This is a genomic window from Bradyrhizobium sp. T-12 (assembly GCF_058314695.1).
This window is the reverse complement of record NZ_CM177756.1, coordinates 3,860,876-3,872,792: the sequence shown is the minus strand read 5'-3', so window position 1 is coordinate 3,872,792 and position 11,917 is coordinate 3,860,876. Positions and strand designations below refer to the sequence as shown.

Annotated in this window: 22 protein-coding genes, 1 tRNA gene and 1 pseudogene; 10 read left to right on the top strand and 14 right to left on the bottom strand. The window is 63.5% G+C overall.

Going from position 1 to position 11,917, the window contains the following annotated elements; all coding sequences use genetic code 11:
* Positions 1 to 97: 97 nt before the first annotated feature.
* From AC0WRY_RS18260 to AC0WRY_RS18250, 3 genes are all read right to left on the bottom strand, one after another.
* Positions 98 to 724: a PilZ domain-containing protein gene (locus tag AC0WRY_RS18260; protein WP_194402201.1), complete on the bottom strand. Its 627-nt coding sequence runs from the start codon at positions 722 to 724 to the stop codon at positions 98 to 100.
* Positions 725 to 935: 211 nt separating this feature from the next.
* Positions 936 to 1,607, bottom strand: coding sequence for a hypothetical protein (locus AC0WRY_RS18255; protein ID WP_491120236.1), 672 nt, complete (start codon positions 1,605 to 1,607; stop codon positions 936 to 938).
* Between the two features lie 101 nt (positions 1,608 to 1,708).
* Positions 1,709 to 1,783, bottom strand: a tRNA-Glu gene (locus AC0WRY_RS18250).
* A gap of 225 nt (positions 1,784 to 2,008) precedes the next feature.
* Here AC0WRY_RS18250 and AC0WRY_RS18245 point away from each other — a divergent pair.
* Genes AC0WRY_RS18245 through AC0WRY_RS18235 form a run of 3 tightly spaced genes read left to right on the top strand, consistent with a single transcriptional unit; the run spans position 2,009 to position 2,743 of the window.
* Positions 2,009 to 2,263: a PilZ domain-containing protein gene (locus tag AC0WRY_RS18245; RefSeq protein WP_194402200.1), complete on the top strand. Its 255-nt coding sequence runs from the start codon at positions 2,009 to 2,011 to the stop codon at positions 2,261 to 2,263.
* Between the two features lie 56 nt (positions 2,264 to 2,319).
* Entirely contained in the window at positions 2,320 to 2,571 is a 252-nt protein-coding gene (locus AC0WRY_RS18240; RefSeq protein ID WP_194402199.1) for a hypothetical protein, read from the top strand.
* A 4-nt stretch (positions 2,572 to 2,575) separates the two neighbouring features.
* Positions 2,576 to 2,743, top strand: coding sequence for a hypothetical protein (locus tag AC0WRY_RS18235; protein ID WP_194402198.1), 168 nt, complete (start codon positions 2,576 to 2,578; stop codon positions 2,741 to 2,743).
* Positions 2,744 to 2,869: 126 nt separating this feature from the next.
* On the opposite strand, the gene AC0WRY_RS18230 is transcribed toward AC0WRY_RS18235, so the two are convergent.
* The 8 genes and pseudogenes from AC0WRY_RS18230 to AC0WRY_RS18195 all read right to left on the bottom strand — a co-directional run bounded on the left by AC0WRY_RS18230 (position 2,870) and on the right by AC0WRY_RS18195 (position 7,931).
* Positions 2,870 to 3,508, bottom strand: a complete 639-nt coding sequence (locus tag AC0WRY_RS18230) for a glutathione S-transferase family protein (RefSeq protein ID WP_194402197.1) — start codon at positions 3,506 to 3,508, stop codon at positions 2,870 to 2,872.
* Between the two features lie 288 nt (positions 3,509 to 3,796).
* Positions 3,797 to 4,249, bottom strand: a complete 453-nt coding sequence (locus tag AC0WRY_RS18225) for a VOC family protein (protein WP_194402196.1) — start codon at positions 4,247 to 4,249, stop codon at positions 3,797 to 3,799.
* A 134-nt stretch (positions 4,250 to 4,383) separates the two neighbouring features.
* Positions 4,384 to 5,088 carry an NAD-dependent epimerase/dehydratase family protein gene (locus tag AC0WRY_RS18220; protein ID WP_491120232.1) on the bottom strand — a complete coding sequence of 235 codons (705 nt, stop codon included), beginning with the start codon at positions 5,086 to 5,088 and terminating at the stop codon, positions 4,384 to 4,386.
* 61 nt (positions 5,089 to 5,149) lie between these two features.
* On the bottom strand, positions 5,150 to 5,689 hold the full coding sequence (locus AC0WRY_RS18215; protein ID WP_371746363.1) for a tannase/feruloyl esterase family alpha/beta hydrolase: 540 nt from the start codon (positions 5,687 to 5,689) through the stop codon (positions 5,150 to 5,152).
* 54 nt (positions 5,690 to 5,743) lie between these two features.
* Positions 5,744 to 6,616, bottom strand: a pseudogene (locus tag AC0WRY_RS18210) (tannase/feruloyl esterase family alpha/beta hydrolase); the annotation flags it as partial.
* A gap of 724 nt (positions 6,617 to 7,340) precedes the next feature.
* Entirely contained in the window at positions 7,341 to 7,493 is a 153-nt protein-coding gene (locus AC0WRY_RS18205) for a hypothetical protein (protein WP_194402193.1), read from the bottom strand.
* A 35-nt stretch (positions 7,494 to 7,528) separates the two neighbouring features.
* Entirely contained in the window at positions 7,529 to 7,681 is a 153-nt protein-coding gene (locus AC0WRY_RS18200; RefSeq protein WP_155253518.1) for a hypothetical protein, read from the bottom strand.
* A gap of 58 nt (positions 7,682 to 7,739) precedes the next feature.
* Positions 7,740 to 7,931, bottom strand: a complete 192-nt coding sequence (locus AC0WRY_RS18195) for a DUF3072 domain-containing protein (protein WP_194402192.1) — start codon at positions 7,929 to 7,931, stop codon at positions 7,740 to 7,742.
* Between the two features lie 97 nt (positions 7,932 to 8,028).
* On the opposite strand from AC0WRY_RS18195, the gene AC0WRY_RS18190 reads away from it, so the two are divergent.
* The 6 genes from AC0WRY_RS18190 to AC0WRY_RS18165 all read left to right on the top strand — a co-directional run bounded on the left by AC0WRY_RS18190 (position 8,029) and on the right by AC0WRY_RS18165 (position 9,550).
* Positions 8,029 to 8,262, top strand: coding sequence for a hypothetical protein (locus AC0WRY_RS18190; protein ID WP_194402191.1), 234 nt, complete (start codon positions 8,029 to 8,031; stop codon positions 8,260 to 8,262).
* Positions 8,259 to 8,483: a hypothetical protein gene (locus AC0WRY_RS18185; RefSeq protein WP_194402190.1), complete on the top strand. Its 225-nt coding sequence runs from the start codon at positions 8,259 to 8,261 to the stop codon at positions 8,481 to 8,483. Before AC0WRY_RS18190 ends, AC0WRY_RS18185 begins: the two co-directional genes overlap by 4 nt.
* 110 nt (positions 8,484 to 8,593) lie before the next feature.
* A complete protein-coding gene (locus tag AC0WRY_RS18180) occupies positions 8,594 to 8,728 on the top strand; it encodes a hypothetical protein (protein ID WP_256438847.1) in 135 nt (44 codons plus the stop codon).
* A complete protein-coding gene (locus tag AC0WRY_RS18175) occupies positions 8,728 to 8,853 on the top strand; it encodes a hypothetical protein (RefSeq protein WP_256438846.1) in 126 nt (41 codons plus the stop codon). Before AC0WRY_RS18180 ends, AC0WRY_RS18175 begins: the two co-directional genes overlap by 1 nt.
* 141 nt (positions 8,854 to 8,994) lie before the next feature.
* Complete coding sequence (locus AC0WRY_RS18170; RefSeq protein WP_194402189.1) at positions 8,995 to 9,162, top strand: hypothetical protein; 168 nt, start codon at positions 8,995 to 8,997, stop codon at positions 9,160 to 9,162.
* A 10-nt stretch (positions 9,163 to 9,172) separates the two neighbouring features.
* On the top strand, positions 9,173 to 9,550 hold the full coding sequence (locus AC0WRY_RS18165; RefSeq protein ID WP_194402188.1) for a hypothetical protein: 378 nt from the start codon (positions 9,173 to 9,175) through the stop codon (positions 9,548 to 9,550).
* A gap of 155 nt (positions 9,551 to 9,705) precedes the next feature.
* Here the strand turns inward: AC0WRY_RS18165 and AC0WRY_RS18160 are convergent, their stop codons facing one another.
* Both AC0WRY_RS18160 and AC0WRY_RS18155 read right to left on the bottom strand, forming a co-directional pair.
* The gene (locus tag AC0WRY_RS18160; RefSeq protein WP_194402187.1) at positions 9,706 to 10,008 is read right to left on the bottom strand and encodes a hypothetical protein; all 303 of its coding nucleotides are present in this window, start codon (positions 10,006 to 10,008) and stop codon (positions 9,706 to 9,708) included.
* Between the two features lie 112 nt (positions 10,009 to 10,120).
* Complete coding sequence (locus AC0WRY_RS18155) at positions 10,121 to 10,612, bottom strand: hypothetical protein (protein ID WP_194402186.1); 492 nt, start codon at positions 10,610 to 10,612, stop codon at positions 10,121 to 10,123.
* A 357-nt stretch (positions 10,613 to 10,969) separates the two neighbouring features.
* Here AC0WRY_RS18155 and AC0WRY_RS18150 point away from each other — a divergent pair, with 357 nt between their 5' ends.
* Positions 10,970 to 11,266 carry an HU family DNA-binding protein gene (locus AC0WRY_RS18150; RefSeq protein WP_018323108.1) on the top strand — a complete coding sequence of 99 codons (297 nt, stop codon included), beginning with the start codon at positions 10,970 to 10,972 and terminating at the stop codon, positions 11,264 to 11,266.
* A gap of 50 nt (positions 11,267 to 11,316) precedes the next feature.
* On the opposite strand, the gene AC0WRY_RS18145 is transcribed toward AC0WRY_RS18150, so the two are convergent.
* Positions 11,317 to 11,493, bottom strand: a complete 177-nt coding sequence (locus AC0WRY_RS18145; RefSeq protein ID WP_194402185.1) for a hypothetical protein — start codon at positions 11,491 to 11,493, stop codon at positions 11,317 to 11,319.
* Positions 11,494 to 11,917: the final 424 nt, after the last annotated feature.

Here is an 11,917-nt window from a genome sequence, read left to right as displayed (position 1 = left end):
CCGCAGTGATTGCGGACGTACTGGGGCACACCCTATCGTGCGAGGGGCGCCGCCTCCAGTGTTTAGTTAAGAAAGAGTTAAGATTGGCCGGTCCGGTTCAGGCCGATTGCTTCAGCGGCGAGCGCACGACGAGGCGGACCAGGTCCTCCCGCGGCTGTTTCTCGGCGAATTTGACCGCGAAGCCGTGGTCGAATTTGCGGATGACCCGGCCCACGCAGGCGCCGACGGCAAGCGGGGTTCCGACCGGTGGGTCGTACTCGCATGAGATCGCGACCCCCGCCGTCGAGACGTCGATGATGAAGCACGGATGGGTGCTGCCGTCGGCGAGCGTCAGGAAGGTGTGGGAGACCTGGGGGACGAAGCGGGCGTCGCGCCGCAACTCCTGGACGCTCTCGTCCTTCTGCTTCTTCTCGAGCCAGGTGAGCTTTTCCGACATCCAGGCGCGCCGCGCCCGCGTCATGTCGAGCTCCATCAGGAAGCCTGATTTCAGCGTCGCGCTGATCGTGCACTGGAATTCGCCGAAATCCTGGAAGTAGGAGGTCAGGCGCTCGCCGACCTTGCCGACAACAGGCACGTCCACGATCATGCGGAAGGGCGAGACGCGTTTGGTGCGGCAGGCGAAGCTACGCAGCTTGCCCTCGCAATCATACCAGCGCGGCAGCGAGTAGCTGCCGTTCACGGTGACGTCCACTGCACGCTGCCTGAGGAACTCTGCGACGGACATGGGGGACCAATGATGTTCGGGATCGATTCCGTAATTCCACGGTAGCGATCAAATTCTAAGCAAATGATACCGGCGCTCAAAAGCGGGGGTAAATTTCCGGTTAACGCGCGCCGACTCCATGCAGCGGAAAGCGCGGCATAACGACCCGTTTTGCCGCAAGCTCCGCTCACAACGTCGTCATTGAGTACGTTGTTACCGCGCAGCGCGGCGACTACAGAAATCCCGACTGCACCAGCAAGGCCAGCGCGACGACAGCGAGGGCGAACTGAATCGTCGCCCAGGTCAAGCCGCTCGGGCTGATCTCCAATCCCACAAGCGGCAAAGCCCGCCGCATCGCGAGCGCCGAAGATGCTTCGACGAGCGCAAGCAGCAGACCAATCGCTGCGAGGGAAGACCACGGCTCCGCTGGAGGCATCCATGGCGCGAGCCAGGCGGGGCCGGCGCCTTTCAAAACGCCAAGCAACGCAAAAAACCCGAACCAGAATGGGAAGCGCTTGACGATGTCTGCGCCGATCGTTTCGGGCTCGAGCCGGATACCGAGCGCTGCCAGCGTGCGCTCGATGCGCCCATCGTCGTTCAGGAAGATGAACGCCCCGAGATAAAGAGGAATGCGCGACTGGACGAGCAGAGCGATGACGCCGAACAGGATCGCATGGCCGAGGACATCGCCGAAAACGTTCGCAATGCCATCGCCAGATGGCAGGGGCACTGATGCGACTCCGGCTTGGCGCTGAGGAAGCGATCTGGCTCGCGCAATGTGCTCCAGCATCTTGGCGCGGCGGTCCGATGGGTGCGGGCGGGGATGGCTCAGCCACGGCGGAAGGCCCGGCGTCATTGCGGACGCGCCGGACGAAGCTTCAATCTCGGGGTAGCGTTGTGCCATGGGCCAGACCGGTTCCAATGGACATTGGTCGCTGGCGAGCGGCGGACAGGTTCATGGGGAGCGGTGAAATGCCGACGGCTAATGGCCGCCGCCTTGCGCGCTGGCGCTCCCTAGCGGAATCGAACCGCTCTCTCCACCGTGAAAGGGTGGCGTCCTAACCGATAGACGAAGGGAGCAAACTCAGGGCCTTGCCGTTGTTCCCGGCAGGGCCGCTGGCCGGCCGAACAGGGCCCGGCGGCTTGCAGCGGGCGAACGTATAGTGGCCTTTCTGCCTCCGGGCAAGCCGTTCGGGCCGCTCTTTTGGCTCCGGTGGATAGCCTCGGCCGAGGGATGATCAGGAGGCGATTTCAACGGTTTCTTAGGGTTCCGTGAGTAGCGCTGGAAGGGGAGATCTCTCGCCAATGCCACCGCCGAAAAAGCGCGCAGCCCGCAAGCTGCTGTCGCAGCACGCCTGGATCACGCTCGACGGCGGCTTCGCCGCGCGGCATTGCCTGGTCCAGGACATCTCCGATTCGGGCGCCAAGATCACGCTCGACGACGATGCGAGCCAGCTCCCGGGCGTGATCCGGCTCGCCTTCGCACGCGATGCGCGCACCGGGCGGAGCTGCCAGGTGGTCTGGCGCCGCGGCAAATCGGCCGGCATCAAGTTCATCTGATCGCCGGCATCGCCGCCCCGATGGCGCGCCACGCCTCGTCGGGTTAGAACGCCGCCATGCGCACGCCGCTCCTCACCCTGATCTCGCTGCTCGTCACGTCCGCCGCCGTGGCCGCGGAGGCCCTGCGTCTGCCCCCTGCCGAGCGGCCCCAGGCGGGCACGACCACCGCACCGCTGAAGGGCGCGGCCGGCAAGGCAAGGGCGGGCTCCTGCGCCTCCTATGGCCCGCGCTTCGTCATGGTCGAGGGCACCGGCACCTGCGTGAAGATCGGCGGCTCGATCAGCATCGACACCACCGTCAGGCGCTGAGGCCATGCCGGCGGATCTGCTGCGCCTCGACATCCTCGTTCCTGTCCTGATGTATTGCGCGCTGCTGTGGTGGATCGGCCGCGGCTTCAGCTGGACCGCGCGGCTGGCCATCGCGGCAGTAACCTTGGTGCTGATCGCCTGCGTACTGCTGGTCGAGCGCGGCTGGCGCTAGGCCAAAAACGAAAACGCGAAAACAACCCCATGCACAGTAGCCGTCAAGTGCCGGGTTGACGCTCCTCGCTCGCGTCGAAATGCGGATTCATCGCATTGTCACAGCGGCTTACGCCGCGCCGCCGGCTCACGACATCGGCGGTGCGACATGTTGTGCAAATCCGGGCCGTTTGCCGAGCTCGGCGAGCCAGCGCGTCAGGTGCGGCTGCGCCGGCCGGGAGATGCCCTCGACGCCGAGCCAGCGCCGCGCATAGGAGCCGAGTGCGATGTCGGCCAGCGTGAACGCCTCGCCTTCCATGAACCGGCGCGAGGAGAGCAGGCGGTCGGCGATCGCCCAGACCTCGGCGGCGGCATCGGCATCGCGCTGCACCTGGATCATGTCGCGCTCGGCGGGCGCCGTGCGCACGATGCCCCAGAACACCGGGCGGTCGACCGGCTGCACGGTCGACAGCGTCCAGTCGAGCCAGCGGTCGACCGAGGCGCGCTGCTTCGGCGCTTCGGGATAGAGCGGCGTGCCGCCTCCATGCGCGAGGCAGAGATAGCGCATGATCGAATTGGACTCCCACAGCACGAAGTCGCCCTCGACCAGCGTCGGGATCCGCGCATTGGGGTTCATGGCGAGATACTCGGCCTCGCGCGTCCTGCCATAACTCATGCCGGCGTCGATGCGCTCGTAAGCGCGGCCGAGTTCGGTGAGGCACCACAGCACTTTCTGCACGTTGACCGAATTGGCGCGGCCCCAGATTGTCAGCTTGGTGTCAGGCATGAAAGCGTCTCCCGCGGCGTTCTCGCTTGCGGGTGATAGCGGAATTTCCTGAAGCGCGCGACGCGCGATTGCCGCGCGCCTCTCATGCAAAAAGCTCCGCACGCGGCGGAGCTTTCATTGCAAAGTCGAACCGGTGGCTCAGCGGCCGAAGAACAGCCACAACAGAATGATCACCGGGATCGGCACGCCCAGCAGCCACAGCAGAATTCCGCGTCCCATGGATTCCTCCTCCAATCGCATTGTCGGAGAGTGAACGCCGGGGCTAAGCGCTTGTTCCTTCCCGCGAGCCTACCAATGGCCGGTGTTGGGCATCGAGACCCACGGCTCCTGCGGCGGCTTCGGCTCGCCCTTCTGCAACAGCTCGATCGAGTGCAGGTCCGGCGAGCGGACGAAGGCCATGTTGCCGTCGCGCGGGGGCCGGTTGATGGTGACGCCGGCCTTCTGCAGCTTCTCGCACGTGGCGTAGATGTCGTCGACCTCATAGGCGAGATGGCCGAAGAAGCGGTCCTCGCCGTACTTCTCTTCGTCCCAATTCCAGGTCAGCTCGACCAGCGGCGCGCCGCGCGTCTGCGGCTGCTTCTTCAGCGCCTCGAGATCATCGGACGAGCACAGGAAGACGAGCGTGAACCGCCCCTTGTCGTTCTCGATCCGCCGCACCTCCTTCAGCCCGAAAGCATCGACATAGAACTTCAGCGCGACATCGAGATTGCGCACGCGCAGCATGGTGTGGAGGTATCGCATGGTTGTTGCTCCCTGGGGGTGGAGGGTTTTGTCTTGGGCCCGGACGGCGGTGTAGGAAATAGCAGGAAAAGGAGAGGAGGGGCAGGGGGCGGGGGCAAATGTGCGTGAGCGGTGCCGGTGCGGTTCGGACTGCATCACGTTCGAAGCAGTGCCGCCATCTCCTTCCAATGATAGATTCGCACCTTATCGGTTTGATGCCGCGCGGCTTTGGCGATGGCGTGCGCGATGTCGTTTCCGGTGAGCCCGCGATAGCAGTCGGCCGGGCCAACGAGCAGCGGATTGAGCGCGCCCCATATCGCGATGAGGAGGCGTTCACGCGGGCGGTCCTCGTCGTGCGCGCCGAGGATCATCGACGGGCGGAAAATATGCGTGTGCTCGAAATCGAGCGAGAGAATGTCCCGCTCCACCTCGCCCTTAGTCCTGAGATAGAAGACGCCGGAGCCGGCGTTGGCGCCGACGGCCGTGACCAGAAACACCGACCGCGCGCCGTTCGCCTTGGCGATCTCGGCCGCCAATAAAGGATAATCATGATCGATCTTGTAGTACTCGGCCTCGTCAGGGGTGTGCTTGCGCGTCGTCCCAAGCGCGATGAAGATCTCGTCCGAAACCAATTGCGGCTTGAGTGCGGGCAGGGAGGCGAGATCGCCCATCAGCACCGTGAGCTTTGGATGGGTCACCGCCAGCGGCTTGCGGGCCACCGCGACAACTAGCGAATAGTCGGGACTGTCCAACAGGTCGCGCAGCAAATGGGAGCCGATGAAGCCGGTCGCGCCGAAGACAAGTGCGGATTTCATTCGAGCTACCTTGCCTAGGATGGGTAGAGCACTTGCGAAGCCCATCCTGTTTCGTCACGCGACAAGGCTCTCGATGGGTTTCGCTTCGCTCTACCCATCCTACGAGCTACTTGCACTCAAAACTCACTGCGCTGTCCGGATCGCCTTGCCCCTTGTATTGCGCATGTTGCGGATAGGCGCAAAGCGGCCGGCTGCGGCCGGGAAAGGCTGGTCCCGCCGCGATCACCGCATCGGGCGCCTTGCCGTCTTCCACCCAGTTCACGACGGCGCTGAGGAGATCGAAACGCTCGAGCGCTGCGCCGCTCGAGCAGTGACCCATGCCGGGCACCAGGAAGGTCCGGCTCGATTTCTCCCGCACCAATTCCATGCCGCCGGAATCCGCCGCCATGCGCTCGTAGTAATTCACGGTGTCGAGCGCCGAGAACCAGGGATCGCTCACGCCGTGGTAAAACAGCAGCTTGCCGCCATGGCCGAAGTAGCTCGAAAGGTTGGTCCAGTAGGCGGTGTTGGTGAGGCGATCCAACCCGCTCGCGTTGACCCGGTCTTCGAGTTGATCGACGTCGATGCTGTCCCAAACCGGCGGTCCGACCGGGCTGCGCGCGCCTGTTGTCAGGATGCCGGGAATGGCAACGCCTTCGGCGGCCACGCCGCTGTCCCACGGGAAGGGCGGGTAGACCTGCGCGCCTCGTGAATTCTTCGGTCCGGCAAAAGCTTTCTTCAAGGCATCGACCTGCGGCGGCGCTAGGCAGAAATCCGTCTTGTCGCCGTTGCAGGTGAGGACCGCGGGATCGAATTGACAGGCCTTGCCGTCGAAGATCAGTCCATCCTTGACGCCGTCCTCGGCGTCGCAGGCATCGAGAATCGCGTTCGTGATCAGCTTGCGCTCGGCCGCGGAAAACGTCTTGGCGGGCTCCGGCTTGCCGGACGGATCTTTCGGCGCGATCTGGCTGAAGGCAGCGTTGGCCCAGGCGAGACCGATGTTCGAGTTGCCGGTGCGCATCGCAGGCGCGCCGGCGACGATGCCGTCGAATTGTTCGGGATAGCGCGCCGACGCCAGCATGCCTTCACGGCCCCCGGTCGAGCACCCCGTGAAATAGGACCGTTTTGCGGGCTGGCCATAGTAATGCGCGACGATTGCCTTGGCGGCCATCGTCACCTTGCCGACGGATGCATTGGCGAAGTTGAGCGCGGCTTCCTGGTCCTTCAGGAACGAGGCATCGAACACCGCGCCTTGATGACCGCTATCGGTCGAGACCACGGCAAAGCCGCGCGCCAACGCCGGCACCTCGCCGGCCGCCTGGTAACCCAGCGGCGGCCGGATCGAGCCGTTCAAACCGCCGCCGCCCTGAAACAAAAACCGTCCATTCCAGCGATCGGGCAGGGCAACGGCAAAGCCGATCGCGTAGGACTTGCCCTCGACGCCGACGCGCTGATCGATCACGCCATCCGCGCGGCAGTTCGGCGGCAGCGCCACCGATACGGTGGCCGGCGCCGGCGGCGACGGCTGCACCGTCCCCGGCGGCGCCTCCGGCACCAGCTCGGCCTTCGTGACTGTTGCCGTTGATCCCGGCATCTTCCAGCCGGTCAGTTCAGCGCATTTGAGCGCGGGCGGTATGTTGGCGGAATCGTCGGCGCATGCAGGCGAGATCGCAATGACCATGATGGCCGCCACCAGACCCAGGCCAGCCATCGCACCATCAAGCGCCACGTTTCTTTTTCGCTGCATCGTTGCTCCCTGCCGCTTTCTGAATTTTATTGCGGCGCACGTAACTCGCGCCGGCCGATCTGCTGCACTGACACCAAAACTATCTTGGGTCATTCGGGCGGTGCAGTCCAGCGGCGCAGGCCTTCGATCGCTCTCGCTCTCGCCGATGAAGTCGATCACTACGCCGCTTGCAGACGTTGTTCCAGAAGGACGCTGCAATTTTTCCAGCTCGTAGAATGGGGAGAGCACTTGTGAAACCCATCATGTTTGGTCCCGCAACAGGGCTTCTCATCCTACGAGCTTAGAGCCATGCGCGCCCTGCGCTTCAAAACATCGCCGATGATAATCAGAACGCGAACCACGCCAGCACCGCGATGATCGGGAGAATGGCGATGCCGAAGAGCACCAGGGGTGCAGGTTCGTTGCCTGTGCGGTCGCTCATGATGACCTGCTAAAGGAAGGCCCCGCGGCGGCGGCGCCACGGGGCTGTCGGTGTCGGCATGCAGGGGGAGAATGCCGGCACCGGTTGTTGAATGAATTCCGGTTTGTCGGAGTTGTTCCTAAAGGGGCGCGGTGCCGAGACCCGAACGCATCACTTCGACTCGGCTTCGCCGTCACCGTTCTCAAGCTGCGCCCGGTATTCCGCCGCAGCCTTCAACAGTGCTTCCCTGATTTCGCCATCCGCAGTTTGCGCGGCGAGAGCTTCGGCGCGATCGGCTTGATGCTGGAGTGATTCCTTGGTCATGCCCGACCAACTCGGCCGCCGGCGCGCCGGTTCCTTCAGGCCGCCTTCTCGACACCCTTGGCAATGATCTCAACTTCGAAATAGCCCATGTCGCGGAGCTCGGCGGCCTTCTTCTCGGCCGCTTCCCTGGTGTCTCTCTTCAAAATGATCTGGCCCGCTCCGTCGCGGGCGCAAACGAAATAAGGCATTTTCGATTCCCAATTTCGTTTGCATACACACGAGGCCCGGCTTCCGCAATTGGAGGCGTCACTCGTCGAGCCCGGCCTTTTGCCGCATCTCGTCGATCAGCTCCGAGGCCTCGGCCTTGGTCAGCTCGTCCTTGGGCGGGCTCTCGTGCGCCTGCTCGGCGAGGGTCTTTAGGTAGGATTCCTGGGCGCCGGTCATCGGATCATCCCCGGAAACCCAGTCCTTCGGGTCCTTCTGGGTATTTTCGGCCATTGCTCGTCTCCTTTTCCGTCTCCGTACAACGTCGGACTCGACTTCTCGTTCCGTTTTTGTTCTCATCAGCCAAAGTCAAAATTCGCGAGGCGGAACAATGCCGGACCTGGACTATCTCAGGCGGGAGATCGAACGGATGCGTATCCAGCTGGGCAGGCAGAGGAAGGAGATCCTTCAGCTTCAGCGAGCCGGCATCGGCACGGCCTCGGCTGAAGCGCTGCTGTCGCGAATGGAGGCGAAGGTCGAGACTCTTTGCGCCGAGCGCGACGCGCTGAAGGCGGCAGAGCCGCGCTCGGCCAAGGGCAGGGTGCTCGGCGGGAGGACGTGGTGAGCAGACGATGGTTCGACGACGAGAGAGAGCTGTCGCCGTTCCTGATCGCGCTCGAGGACGTGCGCCGCAGGGCGACGCGGGAAGGGTGGTGCTATGCTCACGTCCAGGCGATCATCGTGGCGATCGACCAATATGCGGAAGCCGCGACCGGCAACCGCGAGTATTTCCTGAACAAGCCGGTCTCGATTGGGAGCAGCCGGAAGACCGGCGACATTCCGTAGGGGCTGTGACTTCGAAGGTTGCGGACTTCAACGCGTTGCTCGGACAACCGTGATGCCCATCACGGCGCAGGCGCGCCGATATCGGCACGCTCCGACGAAAGGAGTGTGTCATGCGATACGCCATCATCGCCTTGCTTGTTCTCGCCAGCCTGCAGGCTGTGCGCGGCGGGTATCTCAGCGCACCGCTCTTCGTTCTCCTGGCGGTCGGCGGCTGCGCCGGCGCGATCGCGCTGAAGAGGTCGTGATGGATTTCTATGCCACTGCCATCTTCGATATCGCGGTCGAGCTGTTTTTCTGGATCAGGCGGAGCCTCACGAGAAAGCCTGCCATCGCCGGGCGGCCGAGCGTGCCCGTGGTGCCGCCAAGCTGATTGGCGGTGTGGGAGAGGCGCTGCTCACGACCTCTGCTGAATGTTCAAGTGCGATCGCCCTGGTCTAACGGGAGGCGGCTGTGACGAAACTTAATCCACCGTCGTCGCCGAACCCCAGCGCCGCCGGCGCGACCAATGGCTATGCTTCAAGCCTTGCTCAGCGCGATCGTGGATATTTTCCTGTCGGCCGCATGGAGCGCCGCCGTCAGGTTCTTCGGCCTGGAAAATGCTGTCGAAATCGCGACGGCGATCTTCGGCCTTGGTTGTATCGTGGTCGGCTCCGCGGTGTTGCTGCTGGAGCACGGATGAGGGGAGCGCGGTGAAGACGATCACATTGCTTGCCGTGGTGGCCATGCTGCTGCTGGAGGTCTTCGGCCCGACGTCGAGCGTCGGCGGCTCGATGAGCTTCATGCTGGTCTTTGTTGTGGTGATGCTGGCGGTCGCGATTTACGAGGCGTGGTCGAACGGGCGCGGGGCGATCGGATGGATCGTCAACGTCCTTGTCTGCGCTTTTGGCGCCCTGGTTGCGATAGCCCTCGTCGGAATGGCGATGGACCTCGTGCTCCCCTACCTCCACCTCGAAGGTTCGCTCGCCTCGTCGCAGAATCCGCTGAAATATGTCGTCGTCGCGGCCATTGCGATCATCATGGTGCTGGGATCATGGATCCCGCTCCAGGTCTTGAACCGGCTGCGCTGACGGGACCTCGGCAGCTCCGGCGACGGCAGCCGGGCCGGCTGCCGGCAACCAAAGCGCGATGAGATCATCGCGCCTTGGGTTGTTGTTTGCGGATGAACTTCCCGGAAAACCGCTTCGCGCTTTGCGTTAACGGGGCCTCCGGGTCGGGATGATGCTTAGGCTGCGATCCGTTGTTCGACCGGAGCCGTCAGCAGCTTGAGCGCTTGCGCATGTTGCAGGTCGGGGACCGCGACCGCCGTGTGGCTGTAGATCGCATGGCTGCCTGATTTTGCAATCCTGTCTAGGATCTCGCTGCCCTTGATGACATGGAGGCCCATGCCCTCGTGGGTGGGGAAGATCGCCAGGACCACGTCATAGGCCGCGATGACCGCTTTGAGCGCTTCGGCCTTGTCCTCGGCGAGCTCGACAAAAACACGAACATCGGCTGCGAGTTCACGCAGCTCTTCAAAATCCAGCACTGTGAGGATACTCCAACGCAACGAGACTGAATGGAGCTTGGCGGCGTTGGGTTACTGAAGTGTCAACAAGGCGAGCCGGGCCACAAGTTTCACGACGAGGTGACGTCACGCCCTAGCGCTTTGCTTCCGCCTTGCGGAGCCGGGCCTCCGCGGCCTCGTCGACGAGGTTCAAGGCGAGGCCGTCATAGCTCAGCTTGAGCCCGCGGCCGACGATCCATGTCCATCCCTCCCGGTCCTTGATGGCCTGCGCGTTGAACTGGTCGGAGATCGATTTGACCGCGGCGTCCTGCTCCCCCGGATTGTTCAACGTCGCATTGACGCGCCAGATCGGGCGCCTGGCGTCCGCCTCGTCGCTTTCAACCGTGACCTTGGCGCCGTTGATGTCGCATTCGAGGGTGGAGGCGTTGCGGCCCGGGCGGCAGAGATAGTGGCGTTGATTGACGAGCTTGCTGGTCTCCTCGAACGCCATCCCGGGCGAGAAGCCGAAGATGTCGGACTTCTTCACGAGGGCAAGGGACGCGGGCTTCAGGAAGCTCGGCTGGATCGCGACGAGAGCCGCGACAGCAACGACGATCAAGCCTGCGATGACGATAGCGACCTTCACGAGCACCCCACGAGAAACCCCCAAGGCTCTTATAGCAGCCGGGGCGATCTGCCATGCCCCCCAAAAAAACGAAAACCCCGCCTGGGGGAAGCGGGGCTCTCTGGTGGGGTGAAGCTTAGGGACTTCAATGATATGACGCGCCAGCCGCAAAATGGTTCAAAAAGGAAAGCGGCGGGTCCTGCGACATCTTGCACAGGAAGTCGGGAACCCCGCAGAACCCCTGCTTGCGTTTTCGGCCTCGATGGGTTCTAAGCCCCGTCACTTCATGACCTCTGGCATGAAATCAGCAGCGCGCCCCCCGCGCTTCAGGCCGCGTCCACAGCGAAAGTTGCTCGCGCGCACAAAAGGAATTCAGACATGGCGAAGATGACGAAGACCCAATTGATTGATGCAATTGCCGAGGGCACGCAGCTTTCGAAGAACGACGTGAAGTCGGTGATCGAATACATGGCGACGGTCGGATACAAGGAGCTCAACGAGTCCGGTGAGTTCGTCATTCCCGGCTTCGTGAAGATGTCGGTGGTGAACAAGCCGGCAACCGAAGCCCGCATGGGCGTCAATCCCTTCACCAAGGAGCCGATGCAGTTTGCGGCCAAGCCCGCGAGCAAGTCGGTCAAGGCCTCGCCGCTGAAGGTCGCCAAGGACGCCGTCTGAGGCGCCGGCGAGGTCGCTGCCGCCGGCTCGTCTGCGAGACGGCGTAGCGATCAATTGCCGACGAACAAATGGTGCTCGGCGACGGCGATGCCGAACATCACCACGACGATCAGGACAAACCACAGCGCGCGCCGGTCGGCCTGTCCGGGTGCGCTCTGCGGTGTCCCGCAAGCCGGGCAGACTGAAAGCCCGATCGGGATCTCGGCCTCGCAGAACTCGCAGATCATCGGCGCCTCGAGAGTGACGGGCGCGGTGCGGGGTCTTTCGCAGCTGCGCTGTCTCGCGCGACGGGCAGCGCCGCTTGGTTCGGCCGTCAATGCGAAAGACGGAAAATTCGTTCCCGTTGCTGCAGTGGGCGGCCGTCGGCCACATCGTCTGAAGAAGGCCCTGGTCAAAAGACAACCCCGGTCAAAAGAAAACCCCGCGCTTTCGCGCGGGGCTCTTTTGGCTGACGGCGTTGGGATTTCAGCGCCTGGCCGCCAGCCGTAGCTCTAACTTAAAATTGAAAATCCAAAAAGCAACGGCGCCGCGGTGACGGCATATGTTCGTCCACGGCGGCGCTGCCATATGACTGGGCGCTGAAATCCCCGGCTCCCATGGGTCCGCGCTGCACCGAATAGGTTCAACGCGGCATGCCAGGGGACCGCGCAT